At 52.5% G+C, this 16739-nt stretch carries 18 protein-coding genes and 1 pseudogene; 7 read left to right on the forward strand and 12 right to left on the reverse strand.

Annotation, left to right across the window (positions count from 1 at the left end; all coding sequences use genetic code 11):
* Positions 1 to 105 precede the first annotated feature (105 nt).
* Both TRICHSKD4_RS29120 and TRICHSKD4_RS06975 read left to right on the forward strand, forming a co-directional pair.
* A protein-coding gene (locus TRICHSKD4_RS29120; protein ID WP_085979609.1) for an IS3 family transposase occupies positions 106 to 1232 on the forward strand; the annotation gives its coding sequence in 2 pieces (ribosomal slippage) (positions 106 to 370 and positions 370 to 1232; 1128 coding nt in all).
* Between the two features lie 168 nt (positions 1233 to 1400).
* Positions 1401 to 1700, forward strand: coding sequence for a hypothetical protein (locus TRICHSKD4_RS06975; protein ID WP_208993021.1), 300 nt, complete (start codon positions 1401 to 1403; stop codon positions 1698 to 1700).
* A 130-nt stretch (positions 1701 to 1830) separates the two neighbouring features.
* On the opposite strand, the gene TRICHSKD4_RS28005 is transcribed toward TRICHSKD4_RS06975, so the two are convergent.
* Both TRICHSKD4_RS28005 and TRICHSKD4_RS06985 read right to left on the reverse strand, forming a co-directional pair.
* Complete coding sequence (locus TRICHSKD4_RS28005; RefSeq protein WP_009466785.1) at positions 1831 to 4614, reverse strand: AAA family ATPase; 2784 nt, start codon at positions 4612 to 4614, stop codon at positions 1831 to 1833.
* Between the two features lie 24 nt (positions 4615 to 4638).
* A complete protein-coding gene (locus tag TRICHSKD4_RS06985; protein WP_040616469.1) occupies positions 4639 to 5049 on the reverse strand; it encodes a hypothetical protein in 411 nt (136 codons plus the stop codon).
* Between the two features lie 161 nt (positions 5050 to 5210).
* Here TRICHSKD4_RS06985 and TRICHSKD4_RS06990 point away from each other — a divergent pair, with 161 nt between their 5' ends.
* From TRICHSKD4_RS06990 to TRICHSKD4_RS29130, 4 genes and pseudogenes are all read left to right on the forward strand, one after another.
* Positions 5211 to 5597, forward strand: coding sequence for a transposase (locus TRICHSKD4_RS06990; RefSeq protein WP_009465943.1), 387 nt, complete (start codon positions 5211 to 5213; stop codon positions 5595 to 5597).
* Entirely contained in the window at positions 5594 to 5941 is a 348-nt protein-coding gene (tnpB, locus tag TRICHSKD4_RS06995; protein WP_009465501.1) for an IS66 family insertion sequence element accessory protein TnpB, read from the forward strand. The genes TRICHSKD4_RS06990 and tnpB overlap by 4 nt, the downstream gene beginning before the upstream one ends.
* A 69-nt stretch (positions 5942 to 6010) precedes the next feature.
* Positions 6011 to 7537, forward strand: a complete 1527-nt coding sequence (locus TRICHSKD4_RS07000) for an IS66 family transposase (protein WP_009465942.1) — start codon at positions 6011 to 6013, stop codon at positions 7535 to 7537.
* Positions 7538 to 7584: 47 nt separating this feature from the next.
* Positions 7585 to 7920: pseudogene (locus tag TRICHSKD4_RS29130) on the forward strand (integrase core domain-containing protein); the annotation flags it as partial.
* A 31-nt stretch (positions 7921 to 7951) separates the two neighbouring features.
* Here TRICHSKD4_RS29130 and TRICHSKD4_RS07005 read toward each other — a convergent pair.
* Both TRICHSKD4_RS07005 and TRICHSKD4_RS29135 read right to left on the reverse strand, forming a co-directional pair.
* Positions 7952 to 8653, reverse strand: a complete 702-nt coding sequence (locus tag TRICHSKD4_RS07005; protein ID WP_208993022.1) for a hypothetical protein — start codon at positions 8651 to 8653, stop codon at positions 7952 to 7954.
* 8 nt (positions 8654 to 8661) lie between these two features.
* Positions 8662 to 8916: a hypothetical protein gene (locus TRICHSKD4_RS29135; protein ID WP_009466788.1), complete on the reverse strand. Its 255-nt coding sequence runs from the start codon at positions 8914 to 8916 to the stop codon at positions 8662 to 8664.
* 390 nt (positions 8917 to 9306) lie between these two features.
* Between TRICHSKD4_RS29135 and TRICHSKD4_RS07010 the strand changes: the two genes are divergently transcribed.
* On the forward strand, positions 9307 to 9738 hold the full coding sequence (locus TRICHSKD4_RS07010; protein ID WP_009466791.1) for a hypothetical protein: 432 nt from the start codon (positions 9307 to 9309) through the stop codon (positions 9736 to 9738).
* Between the two features lie 57 nt (positions 9739 to 9795).
* Here TRICHSKD4_RS07010 and pqqE read toward each other — a convergent pair whose 3' ends face one another.
* The 8 genes from pqqE to TRICHSKD4_RS07050 form a co-directional block, all read right to left on the reverse strand.
* Positions 9796 to 10878, reverse strand: coding sequence for a pyrroloquinoline quinone biosynthesis protein PqqE (gene pqqE / locus TRICHSKD4_RS07015; RefSeq protein WP_009466792.1), 1083 nt, complete (start codon positions 10876 to 10878; stop codon positions 9796 to 9798).
* Positions 10878 to 11192: a pyrroloquinoline quinone biosynthesis peptide chaperone PqqD gene (gene pqqD, locus TRICHSKD4_RS07020; protein ID WP_040616471.1), complete on the reverse strand. Its 315-nt coding sequence runs from the start codon at positions 11190 to 11192 to the stop codon at positions 10878 to 10880. Before pqqD ends, pqqE begins: the two co-directional genes overlap by 1 nt.
* Positions 11193 to 11196: 4 nt before the next feature.
* The gene (pqqC, locus tag TRICHSKD4_RS07025) at positions 11197 to 12033 is read right to left on the reverse strand and encodes a pyrroloquinoline-quinone synthase PqqC (protein WP_009466794.1); all 837 of its coding nucleotides are present in this window, start codon (positions 12031 to 12033) and stop codon (positions 11197 to 11199) included.
* Positions 12030 to 12968: a pyrroloquinoline quinone biosynthesis protein PqqB gene (gene pqqB / locus TRICHSKD4_RS07030; RefSeq protein WP_009466795.1), complete on the reverse strand. Its 939-nt coding sequence runs from the start codon at positions 12966 to 12968 to the stop codon at positions 12030 to 12032. Before pqqB ends, pqqC begins: the two co-directional genes overlap by 4 nt.
* A gap of 20 nt (positions 12969 to 12988) precedes the next feature.
* Entirely contained in the window at positions 12989 to 13084 is a 96-nt protein-coding gene (gene pqqA / locus TRICHSKD4_RS07035; RefSeq protein WP_040616473.1) for a pyrroloquinoline quinone precursor peptide PqqA, read from the reverse strand.
* A 93-nt stretch (positions 13085 to 13177) separates the two neighbouring features.
* Entirely contained in the window at positions 13178 to 14407 is a 1230-nt protein-coding gene (locus TRICHSKD4_RS07040) for a M24 family metallopeptidase (protein WP_009466796.1), read from the reverse strand.
* A 170-nt stretch (positions 14408 to 14577) separates the two neighbouring features.
* On the reverse strand, positions 14578 to 15432 hold the full coding sequence (locus TRICHSKD4_RS07045) for an ABC transporter permease (protein ID WP_009466797.1): 855 nt from the start codon (positions 15430 to 15432) through the stop codon (positions 14578 to 14580).
* Positions 15433 to 15437: 5 nt separating this feature from the next.
* A complete protein-coding gene (locus TRICHSKD4_RS07050; RefSeq protein ID WP_009466798.1) occupies positions 15438 to 16703 on the reverse strand; it encodes an ABC transporter permease in 1266 nt (421 codons plus the stop codon).
* Between the last annotated feature and the right edge of the window lie 36 nt (positions 16704 to 16739).

Below are 16739 nucleotides of genomic sequence, written 5' to 3' on the forward strand. Positions count from 1 at the left end.
TAAAAACGATCCTCGAATTGCTTGCCTTCTTCATAAAAGTCACGGCCTTTGATCCTCCCCCTTTGAAGTGGTCCATCGTTATGTTTAGGAAAACGGAGGATCAACATGGCTACGAAACGTCACAAGCCAGAAGAAATTGTCTCGAAGTTGCGGCAGGTTGAAGTCCTTGTCGGCCAAGGCATGCCGCGCATTGATGCCATTCGGCAGGTTCGTATCACCGAACAGACGTATTACCGGTGGCGAAAGCAGTATGGTGGGATGGGAACCGACCAACTGAAAGAACTCAAACGCCTTCAGAAAGAGAACGAGCGGCTGCGCAAGGCAGTGTCTGACCTGACCCTGGACAAGTTGATCTTGTCGGAGGCCGCAAAGGGAAACTTCTGAGCCCCGCCCGTCGTCGAGCCTGCATCAATCACATTCGTCAGCATCTCGGCGTGTCAGAGCGCCGAACCTGTCGTGTTCTGGGTCAGCACCGGTCTACGCAGAGGAAACCTCCAGCAGGGCGTGCTGACGAAGAACATCTTGTGGCGGATATGATCGCACTCGCCCGTGAGTTTGGCCGTTACGGTTACAGGCGTATTGCAGCTCTGCTCAGAGATGCTGGTTGGCATGTGAATGACAAGCGTGTTGAGCGGCTGTGGCGACGAGAGGGGCTGAAAGTGCCAATGAAACAACCGAAGAGAGGGCGGCTCTGGCTGAACGACGGATCATGTGTCCGGCTGCGGCCAGAGTATCCCAATCATGTCTGGAGCTATGACTTCGTGCACTGCCGAACCAATGAAGGAAAAGCGTTCCGGACACTGAACATCCTGGATGAGTATTCCCGAGAGTGCCTGGCAATCCGGGTGAAGCGAAATCTGAACTCCACCGACGTGATTGATGTGCTAACGGATCTCTTCATCCTGCGAGGTGTTCCAGCCTACATCAGATCAGACAATGGGCCGGAGTTCATTGCTCAGGCAGTCAGGGACTGGATCAACGCTGTGGGTGCAAAGACCGCGTACATCGAACCAGGTTCGCCATGGGAGAACGGATACTGCGAGAGCTTCAACGCCCGCCTCCGAGATGAGCTACTCAATGGTGAAATCTTCTACAGCTTAAAGGAAGCACAAATCCTGATTGAACAATGGAGGAAACATTACAATACCAAACGCCCACACAGCGCCTTGGGCTACCGACCACCGGCACCAGAAACCATCGTCCGGATGGACCAAAGCCCAGTCATGCACTAACAATCAAAACGGACCACTCAGGTGGGGCTGATCATTATGTTTCGAAGACTTTCACCTTTCAGAACAGGCGTTCAGATCCTCGCGGCAATCGTATTGCTCGTCACAAGTACTGTTTGTGATGCGCAAGCCAGAACCTTCAAACAGACCGTTGCATCGGGAAAAACAACTTTGGTGAATTGGCATCATCGCATTCGTCAAGACTGCAAAATCCAGCCAATCTCGCTCGATATTGTCAAACAACCCCAAAACGGTGTCGTCACCGCCAAATTGTCAAGAAGGAAACTGGACAGGAAAACGGCAGGAAACTTGCGACACTGTTATGGCAAAACAGCTGTGTTCATCGAGGTTTATTACAAGTCCAACAAGGGATTTAAAGGCAAAGACAGCTTTAGTTACAAGAGGGTCAGCCCGCAAAGCAATGACAAGTGGAACCGCCATGTTGTAAAAATGAATATTACTGTCAAATGAGGCTATGACATTCTACCAAAGTGGCTCACCCCAAAAAGGGTGCATCAAAGGGCAAGTGACAACAGCAAGAGGTTGTGACGGAAGAGTGCGCATATTTAAAGAATATTGGGATCAATGCCGATTTGAAGGTTCAATGTTCCAGTTCGCGCTCATAAATGGAGCTGGCTTTATTGTCTGGCCCGTGCCCGGATCTGGGGCCGCTTGAATGATCATAAATTCGCAGATCCTGTTTGTGCCTTGTCATGGCGACATAGGAGAGATGCTTATCCATCGTGCGGGACTTGAGTACAAAAGCATGATCAACGGTTGCACCTTGAGATTTATGGACAGTGGTTGCATAGCCGTGATCGAAAGATGAAAACCGCTTTGTGTCAAAGGTGACTGAGCGGGGTGATTTGGTGTTCTCTGCATTGTGCAACTGGACTGTGAATTTGTCACCATCAATTTCAGTGACCCAACCAAGCATACCGTTTTTGACATTGAGATCATAATCATTGCGCGTGATCAGGACCCGGTCGCCCTTGGCAAAGACGCGTTTGCCAAAATCCGTATCAAACACACGCTCATTTTCTAGCTCACCTGCCGAGTGCCGCGCGGAGCGAATGGCTTTGTTGATCGCAAAAACATCCTGCCTGCGATGGGCTAAAGCCATCCGGGATTTACCTTCGCCATGGAGTTCCCAGTCAATCATGTAATCTTCCACCAGAGCAGATATGGCATCATGCTCAGATTGGGCATGTTCTACCTTCCCCTGGTCTTCATAGGATTTGATGGCCTTCTCAGTCTCACCATGCGCCAGATCAAGCGTAGCGGCTTTTTGCCAAACTGACTTTTGACGCCGGATTTCAGTGAGTTCTACAAAACCGGTTTTCCCTGCAATGTCCTTGAAGGGTGTCCCCGCCTGGATAGGTTGGAGTTGTTCAGGATCACCAACCAGAACAAGTTTGGCTTTGTGCGCCCGCACATGTTTGGCAATTCGTGCTAATTGCGCGGTCCCAACCATACCGGCTTCATCAATGACAAGAATGTCTCCGGCTTTAAGGTGGTTGTTGCCATTTTTCCAACCATGCTCCCAGGAATGCAAGGTTCGGCTCGCAATACCAGAAGATGATTGTAAGCTATCTGCAGCCTTGCCCGCCAAAGCCCCACCGATAACGCGATAGCCTTGGCGTTCCCATGCATCCCGCGCCGCGTTGAGCATCGTCGATTTACCCGCACCCGCCAGACCAACAACACAAGCGATTTGCCTGCGATTGAGCACATGCTCAATTGCGGCACATTGTTCATCACTGAGATTTACGCCAGCCGTTTTTTGCAATTGCTTATTCTGGCTATTGACTGCCGCCTGCATATGCTTGCGTTCCACCCCATAGGCTTTGTTCGATGAAAGGAATGAAGCCGTATCCATCAATTGCCTGTCTTGTTGCTGAAAGCTTCGCGTTGTGAATCTGGGATCGGTTTCTGCTTTTCCGTTCACGAGGATCAATTCTGACGAAGCCAGGGCGCTGTCAACAGCACAGCGAAGCTGTTCAGGACCGCAAATATATTCAGACAATTTGCGAAGGATATCATTGCGTGAGAATTCAGCGTGGGTTTCACAGAGCAAGCGCAGCACATAATCAGGTGATCGCTCAATCTGGGACTTATGAAACGCAAAGTCAGGGTCAGGGAGGCGCTTGAATTCGTCCTTTGCAACAGGTGGATAAACCAATGGCTGGATCGAATTGCGTTGTCTTTTTAATTCGGCGATCTGTGAGCGGAGCTTCCGCAGTTCCAAGCGCTGCTCTTCACTTTGGTATTGGCGTTCTGCCGTAAATTGATCTTCGACCACCTGAAGTGCTTCTTGACGTTCTCGCAGCAGTTTCTTGCGATTGCCAACCGCCCATTGCCATAAACGACGAAGTGGAGAGTGAGACCGTTTAAATGTTTCGATTTCCTCTTTCCGCTGTTTTTGCTGCTGCCCTCGTAAATCAACACGGGCTTTTCTGTGAGATTGGATCAGATCACTTTTGGCCGATTCCAGATCAGCAATTTTCTGATCAAGATGAATGATAAGAGGATCAGGCTTCGCTGATACTGCTTTGAATTCCGAGAATGGCGAAACATCATCATTCCGAGGTGCGTTTTCAGAGTTGAACCGCGACAGAGCCTCTTCGACCGAAAGCAAAAGCTCAGGATCGCCCAGACGCAGTTTCAAGAGTTTTGGCTTTACATTCAGCCAACGACTTAGGGAATAAACCTTGCCGTCCTTGTCGATGGCGACGAAGCCCCGGCGGTCCCCGCGGCAGAGCTGAAAATCATACTCCTTCAATGCTGCTTCAAAGCTGGCTTTGTTATCGGATTGCGCCCAGCATTCCTTTAGCGCTGCTTTGAGTTCCAGGGGGTCGCGCTTGGCACGCTTGGCAACCTGATATTCTTCCAGGGAATAATTGAGGGGATCGGAAAGTTTGCGGTCAACGTGGCCTTGAGGCAACTCCCAACCATGTTGCAAAAACAACTCCCGTGATAAATCACAGAGCCGGTCCTTGAAGAAGGATAGATTAATCGCTGTCATTGAACCCGCATCAATGCGTGACACGACCAAATGAGCATGACGTCTTGCATGCTTTTCATGAAAAATCACGACGTGAGGCTGGTCTGCCAGCCCCAAACGCTTCATGGCCTGTGCAATAGCTACCTCAAAATCGGCATTGCTGACATTTGCTTCTTCTGGCGGTGATAAGGACAATGAGAACAAATATTGCTTACAATTGGTCGCCTGAGCAGCTGCCCTGATTTCCTGGAAAGCGCCAGCGACATCATTGGAAATAAATCCATTGATGGCATGCACTTCAATATGGTCATTGTCATCAGCGTTCGTGAGGTGAGCAGCCAACGCTGCATCACCTCCACGCTGGGAAGCTTTCAAGATCATAGGCGTTTCATTGGGTGGTTGAGTTTAACGTCGGAGGCCCAGAGCCTTCAGAAGATCTGAACGCAATAAGCTGAGTTCAGCTTGAACTGCATTCAAAGAACCCATCAGTTCAGGGGAGGCGTCGATCAGACCTGATTGCAGCGCCGACAGAAGATCATTCAAAGTGCTGAATGCATCCCGCTGACCCAATTGAGTCAAAATCTGCACCAGCAATTTTTGACGGTTTAACGGCGATAGGCGATCATTGTGACATTGAGTGGCAGCGATCTCGGCTCTATTGACCGAAAACAATTGCCGTCTCACATATTCGCTAACTGAAAGACCACCAGCGGCACTTTTGAGTTCACAGAGTTCCTCTTCTGTGAATCTGATGCTGATAGGTTTTGTGAGCGCTGAGCGTTTTTGACCCCGCGTTGTCTCAATATTGATTTCCATGATTTCCGTTACGAATTCGCGGCAAGTTCACACGCGTGTGCAAACTGTAGCCAAGTTGAAGAAACATGGAAAAATCGTGAGCGTTCGGTATTCCCGCTCTGACGGGGAGCGCAGTGGGGTGATAATGTCCATTTTCGTTAATGGACATTGTGAGGCACATTTTGGGTACGAAGAAGGGCAGCAAGAAGCGGTTTTGGTCGGATGACGAGAAGCGGTCGATCTGTTTGCAGGCCAGAGTGCCGGGGGTTTCGGTTGCGCAGGTTGCGCGCCGCTCTGCGATGAATGCGAACCTGATCCACAACTGGCTGCGTGATGAGCGGTTTGCGCCAGAAGACAGCGATTGCGTCCTTGATGGAGCGGCGTTTCTACCAGTGGAGATAGAGGGCCCGCAGGCCGCACCAGGCCACCAGATCGCGGCGCTTGCCTCGGATATGCCGTTGTCGGCTCAGCGGGTTGATATCACGCTGTCGGACGGGCGGCGGGTATTGGTGGAAGGGACGACGGCGCTGCCGACGGTGCTGGCTTTGGTTGAAGGTCTAATGCCGTGATCCCCGTGCCGTCCAACGCGCGGGTTTGGCTGGCTGCCGGGGTGACGGACATGCGGCGCGGGTTCAACACTTTGGCGGCTCAGGCGGAGAAGGTTCTGGAGCTTGAACCCTATTCTGGACATCTGTTTGTGTTCCGGGGACGGCGCGGTGATCTGCTGAAGATCATCTGGTGGGATCGACAGGGCGCATGCCTGTTCAGCAAGCGCCTTGAGAAGGGCCGGTTTGTTTGGCCTGCTGCGAAGGACGGTAAGGTCAGCGTGACGCCCGCGCAATTGTCGATGTTGCTTGAAGGCATAGACTGGCGGATGCCGCAAAAAACATGGCGGCCCCTGAGCGTCGGATAGGCCAATATATTGGCGTTTGCGCGCCTCTCGGGATTCAACTTACGCCCTTGATCTGATATAAGATCGAAGATGCTGAAGGACCTTGATATCACCCCGGAGGACCCCGCCGAATTGAGGGCGGTGAACCGCCTTCTGGCCGACGAGGTCAAGGCTCTGAGCCTCAAGGTCGAGCAGCTTCAACACCAGTTGCACGGGGCCAATCGGCATCGGTTCGGCTCCAAGTCTGAGGGTCTGGATCAGCTCAATCTCGATCTGCTCGAGGACGCCGAGATTGTTGAGGCCGCTGAAGACCAGGCAAAACAGCCCGCCCCGTCGCAGGAGGGAGTTGATCCAAAGCCGAAGCGCAAACACAGCCGCAAGCCCTTGCCGGATCATCTGGATCGGGAAGACGAGGAGCTCTCTCCCGGTGATGAATGCGGTCGTTGTGGTGGCAACTTGCGCACCCTGGGTGAGGATGTCACCGAAGAGTTGGAATACGTGCCGGGACGCTTCAAGGTGAAGCGGATCATCCGGCCCCGCAAAGCCTGTTCATGGTGCGAGGCGATTGTGCAAGCGCCGCTGCCATCGCGCCCCATTGAGCGTGGGCGGCCCGGACCGGGATTGTTGGCCCATGTTCTGGTAAGCAAATATGCCGATCATTTACCCCTCTATCGCCTGAGCCAGATCTTTGCCCGTGAAGGCGTCGATCTGGACCGCTCGACCATGGCCGACTGGGTTGGTCGCTCGACGGCCCTGCTGGAACCTCTTGCCGATGCCATCGGACGGATGGTGCGGCAAGGACCTGCGCTTTTTGCCGACGATACGCCCATCAAAATGCTGGCCCCCGGCAACAAGAAGACCAAAACGGCGCGGGTCTGGACCTATGTGCGGGATGAGCGTGCCTGGTCTGGCCAATCGCCACCCTGTGCATGGTATCAGTTCACGGTGGATCGCAAAGGAGAGCATCCCGTTGCTCATTTGTCGGGATACAAGGGCTGGGTCCATGCGGATGGATATTCCGGGTTCAACGGTGTGTTCGGTGACGACAAAGCCGATGAGATGGCCTGCATGGCGCATGTACGACGCAAGTTCGTGGATGTCTTCTCCTCGCAGGGCAGCGCCATTGCCGAAGAAGTCATCCGCCGGATTGCTGAGCTTTACGCTATCGAGAAAGAGATCAGGGGCATGCCCCCCGAAGACCGCGCTACCATCCGGCAGGCTAGGGCAAAACCGATCTTTGACGCCTTGGAAGAATGGTTGCAGACGCAATTGCCCAAAATCTCGGGAAAGTCACCACTCGCGCAGGCCATCCGCTATGCCTTGGGCCGAATGCCGAAAGCACGCCCATACCTTGAGCTCGGCCATCTGGAATTGGATAACAACACCGCCGAGCGCGCCGTTAAACCCGTCGCCATCGGACGCAAAAATTGGATGTTCTCAGGCTCCCAAGGCGGCGGCAAAGCCATGGCTATCGCTTATACCCTGATCGAAACGGCCAAGCTCAACGGTGTTGACCCTCAGGCCTGGCTGACCTGGGTCCTCGGTCAAGTCGCCGACCACAAAATCACACGCCTCGACGAACTTCTGCCCTGGCGTTACGCTGCTCAGGCAGCGTAACAGGCCGCATCGGTGTCGCGCCAGAGCGCCTTCGCCGGACGGTCACCTTCATCCTGCGAGGTGTTCCAGCCTACATCAGATCAGACAATGGGCCGGAGTTCATTGCTCAGGCAGTCAGGGACTGGATCAACGCTGTGGGTGCAAAGACCGCGTACATCGAACCAGGTTCGCCATGGGAGAACGGATACTGCGAGAGCTTCAACGCCCGCCTCCGAGATGAGCTACTCAATGGTGAAATCTTCTACAGCTTAAAGGAAGCACAAATCCTGATTGAACAATGGAGGAAACATTACAATACCAAACGCCCACACAGCGCCTTGGGCTACCGACCACCGGCACCAGAAACCATCGTCCGGATGGACCAAAGCCCAGTCATGCACTAACAATCAAAACGGACCACTCAGGTGGGGCTGATCAATGCCACAAACTTATAGGCCCAGGTATATCATTTACCGGTGCCTTCACATCATAAGAGAAAGTACGGTCATGTTTCGAAATTGCCACGCAATCTGGCATGTTTGATGCGCTGTTGGGCATGTCTTTTACTAAATACTTTTTGGCGTTGCATGGAGATTTTTGCTCTAAGAAGGGGGTCAATTGAGACTGTAACGTTGAACCGTCACGTACGTAAGCCACCATCATTGCTTCTGTAGTTCCCCACGCGTACTCCCCGTTCAAAAATCTCATCAAGCCTTTTTCACAATATAGTTTTTCCGTTTTTCCTCTCGGTATATCAATTAGTTTTGCTTCTGCGATTAAGGGAAAATTTCTGTTGCGCTCAGTTAAAAAAATTGACAAATCTGGCCGTTTTTCCAAATGCGAGCCATCAAAGCTGAGGCTTTCCGCCCCCCTAATTGTACACCTAACCAACTGCCCCCAAAGCGGTTCAGAATCTGCTAAGGTATTCAGATGGGACACTAATAGACTGGTAACTTCAGATTCTGTGCCCTCTTCTATAACTTTCTGATTATTAACTTGAATATTTTCAAATGCTTGCAAAAGCGTCTCAACTATTACTTCTAAATGTAGATTGTTAATTTCAGGGAGCGGCAACGAAGCGCCACGAGAAAGCTCTAATATTTGATCAGGACGAGGCTTGATTGAAATTGATTTCACGTTCCCTATCATCCCTTTAGAATATCAACATGCGACCAAATAATTCTTTGTGCTAACAAGCGGGCTTGAGTTTCACTCCAGTATCTTTTTTGAGATAACCTCCCCGCAATCAATCCTCGTTCTCCGAAATTGATAAGAATTTCTGAGGATGCGGTCTCGTCTGCCAGTTGAACTAAACCAGATAAATCGATATCCGGATCGATTGAAACTTCACCTTTATCGTGGACTACAATTGCTAAATAATCCCAAGGAGAACCGCTCACGAAAAATCTGACAAGTCAGACGCAATAAATCTCATCAAGGTGATGGTGGTTTTTGCCCCAAACTGGTGCCCTTTAACACCTCTTCCCAACGTGAAAGTTCATCAAAAACCTCTTCAAATCGGTTCGAACTTTCTCCGAAGGTGCGCACCAATTCCCTCTCGGCAGACATGCTAGAGACCTCAAAAAGACCGGCCTTCGCGCCGGTTTTTTTGTGCCCGATTGGGCGTTTTTCCGGCTTTCAAGTTCTTTTTGACGGAAGTGTTTTCAACTTTCGGCGGTGGCTCCCATTGTGCGCAATACAGGACCAAAGAACAGGTGCTCTTAAGGCAGATTTTTGTGATTTAATCCTTGATGCAGGAAAAATGACGAAAACCTGCAAGGGAGGAAACGTTGAAAAAACAGATCATTATCGGCCTTGCTGCGGCACTGTTGTCCGCACCGGCCTCTGCTCATGAATTCGGTTTCGCGGGCATTTTGGATAAATCCAACAAGGAAGAGCTGCCAGAGCTCACGCTGTCATCAGGCCAACCGATTGCCGATGGGCCCTTGATGCTGAAATCCGGTACCATGTACGAGATCGAGATTGAGTCTGATGGGTCTGCGGAAATGGCGCTTGAGGGATCAGGCTTTTTCCGCGCCATCTGGGTGAATGAGGTCGTCGTCAATGATCTCGAAATCCGGCCTTTCGGACTGGAAAGCGTGGAGTTTGACGACGCCGGTACGATGGAAATCGAGTTTCTCGCTATCAAGCCGGGTCGCTACTATCTGCGTCAGCCGGGTTCCACTGGCGAAGGCCAGCGCGTTGAAATCATTATCCAATAGCGGATTACATTCATTTTGCTGAAGGGGACGTCCCCTTCGGCATTGCATCGCTCTTAATCAGATGTCAGCTGTCCCGATCACGCGTCTTTGCACATGATCGGTGAAGGTAAGTTCTGCCATTTTCTCATGAAATGGCGACTTTATGCAGGCTGGATCTGTCTCGGTTGCATCGCCGGTCAAGGCCATAGCCTGACATCGGCAGCCGCCAAAATCAATGTCCCTGCGCTCGCATGAGCGGCACCGGTCATTCATCCAATCGGTCCCGCGGTAGGCATTAAAGGCCTTGGAAGTTTCCCAAATCTCGCGGAGTGGCATGTCCTTGATGGATGTGAAGGTGAGCGACTTGATGGATTGTGCTGCATGGCAAGGCAGCATCATGCCACCGGGCGTTATGACAAAGGCGTCTTTCGCCCATCCGCCCATGCAGGGTTTGGGATAGTCCGCATAATAATCGGGAGGCACAAAGTCGATGTTCAAGATGCCGGTCAGCTGCTCTCGAATGGCGGTGACATACTCAACCTGTCGGTCCACATCTGTCCGATGAGGCAACAAGGCAGCCTTGTTCAGTTCTGCCCAGCCGTAATATTGAACATTGGCGATTTCCAGACGCTCGGCATCAAGATCGAGGGCCAGTTGCACGAACTCTGGAACTTCAGAAATGTTCAGGCGATGAATGGGCGCATTGATGGTGACTGGAAGTCCGAGCTTGCGCGCAGCTTTTGCAACCTCGACCTTCTTTTGATGAGCATTCCGATAATGACCAATTTTCTCGGTAGTCTCGGGTCTGGCACCTTGAAAACTGATCTGGATGTGGTCGAGGCCAGCCTCCTTGAAGGTTGCAAGCCGGGCATCTGACAACGAAACGGCTGCTGTAATCAGGTTCGTGTAAACGCCTTGAGACGACAAGCAGCCGATGATCTCTTCCAAGTCCTTGCGAAGCGTAGGCTCTCCGCCCGACAAGTGAACTTGAAGCACACCCATATCGGCGGCTTGTTCAAATGCGTCCAGCCACGTTTGTGTCTCAAGTTCCCTGTTGGCCTTGAGCAATTCCAGCGGATTGGAGCAATAACCACACTGCAAGGGGCAGCGATGTGTGAGTTCTGCAAGGATGCCGAGAGGGGGAAAAATGTCCGGTTCCATCAGTCAGCCGCCATGACACTTCGCACAAGCAAACGGTCGCTCCACTCCTGCAGAAACTCCAGAACATCGGCATAAACTTCAGCTTCGGGCGCTTGATACTCTTCCGCCAAGTCTGATGCGATTTGACGTGTGGTTGCGGTCCCGTCGCATTTTCGCAGGATTTCCACGCTGATGTCATCCGGCCACATCACCTTTTCAGGCGCGAGAACGGCCCATTGCTGGCGCGTTTTATCGAACATCAGCCGGACATGGCTAGGTAAATAGGGTGCGCTATCCTCTTGAAGTGTGATCCGTTGGCGAGTTCCAAAATCCATATGATCAGACCTCGTCCGGCTGAACAAAAGCACCCGGGGGAACAAGGCCCGGCGAGACATAGGCGAAATAAAGCGCATCCAGTTGGGCCCACAGCAAATTGCACTTTGCCAAGAGCGCCTCAACAGCATCAGCCTGTTTATCCGGCGTGTCCGCCCAATTCAAAACGAGGTCGAGCGCGTGATCAGCATCTCTGGGAGCCTGTTTCAAACGTGGTGTGAAATAGGACAAAGTTTCCTCTTTGATGTAATCGTACCGAGCCAACATGGCTGGTACACGCTCTCCAATCGCGATGGGCGAAAAAAGTTCCGTCAGTGAGGACGCAACGGCCACAAGCAATGAAGAACTAGAGACAAGGTCCAGATAGGCACCGACTGCATAGCGCGTTGCTGGGAGCGCGTATTTACGCGAGCGGACCATATCGAGATCCAGCTCCAGATCATCGACCAGTTTCAGCCAGCGCTCGATGCCCCCATCGAGTCCTTTTTCATCATTGCCATCATGGTCAACGATGCGCTCAATCCATTTCCTGCGAAACTCAGGATCATTGGACTTGGCCAATATGATCGCGTCTTTTTTCGGAATGGCATCTTGATAGCAAAACCGGTTGAGCGCCCAAGCACGCAGCTGGGTTTTTGTCAGCTCACCCGCATTCATCATCTTATGGAAAGGATGATGGATGTGATACCGGTCAAAACCTGCGGTTCGAAGAGCTTCGGTCAGCTCTTCATGAGTAAGGAGACGCCCTTCTTTCCGAATGATGTCGGCCCGATCAGGAGAGATGCCACTTCCGATGGCGGTACTTGTCGGCTCGGCAGGTGCGTGTTCAGCAAGGTCTGTCACAATTCCAACTCCATACCATCATATGCGATTTCCCAACCGGCCTTACGGACAGTGCCCGCCTGCTCCGAAGCTGGGTCAAGAACCGGGTTCGTATTGTTGATGTGAATGTAGATCCGTCGTTTCAACGGTGTCTCACGAAAGGCTTCAAGGCTGCCATTTTCGCCGCTCATCGAGATATGACCCATGCGAGCACCTGTTTTGGTCCCGACACCGGTTTGCGCCATTTCATCGTCTTCAAACACGGTGCCATCAAACATCAGGCATCCGCCCCCCGATAGGCGCTGAGTGAGATCGTTTTCCACCAGCGCGCATCCGGGAACATAAAACAAGGTCTTTTTTTGAGGCGTGGTTGGTGACGTTCGGATGGCGAGGCCAACCGTGTCGCCTTCCTTCGTACCGAATCCGGTCTCGCCCTCATTTTCCAAAAACAGCGCGACTTTGCCCGGGACGAGAAAGCTCTCGATACTCAGGCCAATTGGCCCGTCCGGACCTTCCAATTCGGTGAGACCTTCCAGCGGCAGTTCGCGCCTGTCCACAAACGCGGGGTCCAGCACGTTGAAGATGCTATTGGCCGCCAGCGTGTCGAGTACGCGGCGCGTGGCGTAGAGTGTGAAAGGTTCTTTTTCGCGAAGGGTCAAAAGCCCGGCGATGTGGTCGACATCGGCATTCGTCAAAACCACGGACCTGATCGGCGTCGATCTCAAAGGACCGTCTTGTCTTGGCTGTAAATCGGGCGTCGCACCGATCTGCTGCCGAATATCGGGGGAAGCATTAAAAACAGCCCAGTTTTCACTGTCTGAACTGGCAGCTATGCTTGACTGCGTTCGGGGTAAAAAACCGGGCTGTAGATGTCGCACTGATCGACTGAGGGGAGCGTTACAATTCCATTGCGGAAAACCACCCCCAGCCGCAGCGCCCAGTACCCTAATTTTCATTTGGGTCCTTGGCGTTCAGATTATTTTTTGCACGTGCCGATTTCTGCAGGCATGTAGCGTGTCACTTCAAATCCAGCTTCAACGGCTTTCATTGACGGTTTTTTCCAAGTTTTCATGTAATCCTCCTCCACAAATTACGCAGGGGCACATTAGCACCCTTGTCTCGATTGGCGACTAGGACTTTGGTGCTGGTTTCTTGAAGATTTGGCTCATTTTTTCGCGATGATGTTGTGCTCGGGGCCAAACGGGAAGCCGGTAATGTTCTCTGCTCCATCTTCTGTCACGATCAGAATGTCGTGCTCCCGATAGCCACCTGCGCCGGGTTTGCCTTCCGGAACCATGATCATCGGCTCCATGGAGACGACCATTCCAGGCTCCAGAACCGTTTCAATATCCTCGCGCAGCTCAACAGATGCTTCACGGCCATAATAATGGCTGAGAACGCCGAACGAGTGCCCATAACCGAAGCTGCGATATTGCAAGAGGTCGTGTTGGCGGTAGATGTCATTGAGTTCCGTTGCAATGTCGCAGCACCGGGCTCCTGGTTTGATTAGATCAAGGCCAGCACGGTGAACATCGCAGTTGACCTCCCAAAGGCGTAAATGGTCATCCGAGGCGTGCTCACAAAAGAGCGTGCGTTCCAGGGCGGTGTAATAGCCGAAAATCATAGGAAAGCAGTTCAGCGAAAGAATGTCGCCCGATTCAATGATTTTGTTGGTGACAGGGTTGTGCGCACCATCCGTGTTGATGCCGGATTGGAACCATGTCCAGGTGTCCATCAGCTCAACGGCTGGAAATGAGCGCGCAATTTCCCTGATCATGGCATTTGTGGAGGCGATGGCCACTTCGTGTTCCGGGACGCCTGCTTTAACCGCATCCACCAAGGCTGCGCCACCCACATCACAAATACGCGCGCCTTCGCGGATCAGGACATGCTCTTCCGCACTCTTAATCGTGCGCTGGGCCATGACATCAGTGGATACATCGATAAGCTCAACGCCGGGAAGAGCGGCTTCCAGCTGGGCTTTCAAATCGAGTGAAACATGGTCGAACTCAATGCCAACCCGCTTAATGGCAGGGTTCGGCATGTTGAGGAGCGACTGAATGGCATGGAAGTAATTGTCTTTCCGCCAGTCGGTATAGATCAGGCAATCGCCATGAGTGCGCCGCAAAGGCTGCCCGCCATCAATCCCCGCAGCAATTGTTGTAGCTTCTGTTTGCGTGACGAGAAACCCGTATTTTCGCCCGAATGAGCAATAAACGAAGCCGGAGAAGTAGCAGACGTTGTGATAGGACGTGAACAGGCAGGCATCTATACCTTTTGTTGCCATTAGGTGGCGGAGCCTGTTCTGGCGTCCGTCCATTTCGTCAGCGGAGAAGGGTGAATAGGCCTTCTCGCCATTGTTCATTTCATAAACGCGGATCATGTCAGAGCTCATGTCTTTCTCCTTTTTTGGGGCCTGAAACGCAAAACGGGCCGGCTTCGCAAATGAAGCCGGCCCGCCAGGCCAAATCAGCAATGTTGTGTTGTCAGGGCGCTTGGTACGGCGACCTCCGGTGACTGGCGTTCCGCCACCGGCTCCCGGTCAGGAAAACAACGGTTTGGGGCTTAACCCGGTGTCAGACCCCGCAAACGTTCCGAACGGCGTCGGAGCAACTCAAGTACGGTGAGCAATACAATTGAGATTGCCACCATCAAGGATGCCACCGCCAGAATGGTTGGCGATATCTGTTCTCGAAGCCCGGTAAACATCTGCCAAGGCAGTGTCTTTTGTCCCGCAGAACCCAGGAACAGAACCACCACGACCTCGTCAAACGATGTGATGAAGGCAAACAGTGCGCCGGACACAACACCCGGGACAATCAAAGGCATCTGCACTTTGAAGAAAGTCGTGACAGGGTTTGCTCCCATGCTGGCTGCCGCCCGTACAAGGCTTTGATCAAAGCCGACCAGTGTCGCCGTCACGGTGATGATGACAAACGGTGTGCCAAGCGCAGCATGTGCCAGCACCACGCCCCAATACGTCCCCTGAAGTCCGATGCGCGAGTAGAAAAAGTACATGCCCGCAGCCGAGATGATCAGCGGCACGATCATCGGAGAGATGAGCATGGCCATGATGGCAGAGCGATAGGGCACATGCGGTTGGGACAATCCGATAGCGGCGAGCGTGCCAAACGCGGTTGCCAATATGGTTGCCGTTGGTGCAATCAGCACCGAGTTTGTCAGGGCCTGCTGCCAGTCCGGATTGTTGAAGAAGTCATCATAGTGCTTGAACGAGTAACCTGCCGGGTCCAGCGCCAGCATTTCCGGCGTGAACGTGAAAAAGTCCTGAGCATTGAAGCTCAATGGCAGGATCACAAGGATCGGAAAGATCAGGAAGAAGAAGATCAGCCCGCAGATGGTCCGGAACGAGTAGTGCCAAATCCGTTGAAGCGGGGATGCATAAGGTGGAAGTGCGCTCATTATTGTTACCCCAGCTTCACGTTATCAATGCCGACGATCCGGTCATAAACCATGAACAGAACCATCACAGCGACCAGCAGCAGGGTTCCAAGTGCAGCCGCCAAGCCCCAGTTCAGCGAACTGGAAATATGGTAGGCGATCCGGTTGGAGATGAAGATGCCGGAAGTTCCGCCGACAAGCTCAGGCGTGATGTAGTAGCCGATCGCCAGAATGAAGACGAGAACTGCACCTGCGCCAATCCCGGGGACACTTTGCGGGAAATAGACCCGCCAGAAGGCTGAACAATCATTCGCGCCTAGGCTCTTTGCAGCGCGCACATAGGTTGGCGAGATTGTTTTCATCACCGAATAGAGCGGTAGGATCATGAATGGCAGCAAGATATGCGTCATAGCAATGATCGTGCCGGTCTGGTTGTTGATCATGACCAAGCGACCCGCCTCGCTGACGATGCCTGTCCAGACAAGGAAGTCATTGATCACGCCCTGCTGCTGCAACAGCACTTTCCATGCGGAGGTCCTGACGAGCAAGCTTGTCCAGAACGGCAGGAGCACAAGGATCATCAAGAGATTGGACGTCCGAAGCGGAAGGGCTGCCAACAAAAATGCGATTGGGTATCCAAGCAGAAGGCAGCAAACTGTGATCGTGATGGATAGAAAGAGCGTGCGCCCGAAGAGGAACAGGTAAACCTGCTGTTCTTCCGGCTTCATCTTCACACCTTCTGGTGTCAATTGAGCATCAGCCGCAGACAGGAAATATGCCGAGGTGTAGCGCGGAGAGAAGGTTTTTAGAGTGGCCCAGGTTTCAACCTGCCCCCATTTCTTGTCCGCTTTGATGAACTGTTCTTTGAAAGGGCCGCCTTCATCCATCCGCTTGACCCTGCGTCCGGTCTTTCTGAAAAGGCTGGACATGCCGGTCTTTTCATAATTCAGGCGAGATCCAAGACGGGTGTGTGTTTTTTCCTTAACTGCGACGCCAAGATCATCATAAAGGGCTGCAAAAACCGCCTCATCGGGCAGGTTGCCACTCGCGGCATCCCATTCCTGCATGGCAACGACCGTGTTCGGCAGAGTATCAGCAACAATGCTGTTCTCAACCGACCGAAACAGCATGTCGACAATCGGTGCAACGAAGGTCAGCAGAATGAAAATGAGAAGCGGTGCGATCAACAGAAGGGCGCGCATTTTTTCCCTGCGCAGCGCCGAGGCAAGAGCCTGTTTGAGTGGCTTGCCGTCCTGCGTCGTGAGCACCTGTTCTGAAGTGGTATCGCTCATAAAGACGATCTTTCGAATCTTAGGAAGGGGAGGTGG

The sequence above is a fragment of the Roseibium sp. TrichSKD4 genome (assembly GCF_000148725.1).
Taxonomy (GTDB): Bacteria; Pseudomonadota; Alphaproteobacteria; order Rhizobiales; family Stappiaceae; genus Roseibium.

Coding starts and splice junctions, on each gene's coding strand:
- TRICHSKD4_RS28005 (WP_009466785.1), bottom strand. CDS start 4,614: ATGATCTTGAAAGCTTCCCAGCGTGGAGGTGATGCAGCGTTGGCTGCT.
- TRICHSKD4_RS06985 (WP_040616469.1), bottom strand. CDS start 5,049: ATGGAAATCAATATTGAGACAACGCGGGGTCAAAAACGCTCAGCGCTC.
- TRICHSKD4_RS07000 (WP_009465942.1), top strand. CDS start 6,011: ATGCTGAAGGACCTTGATATCACCCCGGAGGACCCCGCCGAATTGAGG.
- pqqE (WP_009466792.1), bottom strand. CDS start 10,878: ATGGAACCGGACATTTTTCCCCCTCTCGGCATCCTTGCAGAACTCACA.
- pqqD (WP_040616471.1), bottom strand. CDS start 11,192: ATGGATTTTGGAACTCGCCAACGGATCACACTTCAAGAGGATAGCGCA.
- pqqB (WP_009466795.1), bottom strand. CDS start 12,968: ATGAAAATTAGGGTACTGGGCGCTGCGGCTGGGGGTGGTTTTCCGCAA.
- pqqA (WP_040616473.1), bottom strand. CDS start 13,084: ATGAAAACTTGGAAAAAACCGTCAATGAAAGCCGTTGAAGCTGGATTT.
- TRICHSKD4_RS07040 (WP_009466796.1), bottom strand. CDS start 14,407: ATGAGCTCTGACATGATCCGCGTTTATGAAATGAACAATGGCGAGAAG.
- TRICHSKD4_RS07045 (WP_009466797.1), bottom strand. CDS start 15,432: ATGAGCGCACTTCCACCTTATGCATCCCCGCTTCAACGGATTTGGCAC.
- TRICHSKD4_RS07050 (WP_009466798.1), bottom strand. CDS start 16,703: ATGAGCGATACCACTTCAGAACAGGTGCTCACGACGCAGGACGGCAAG.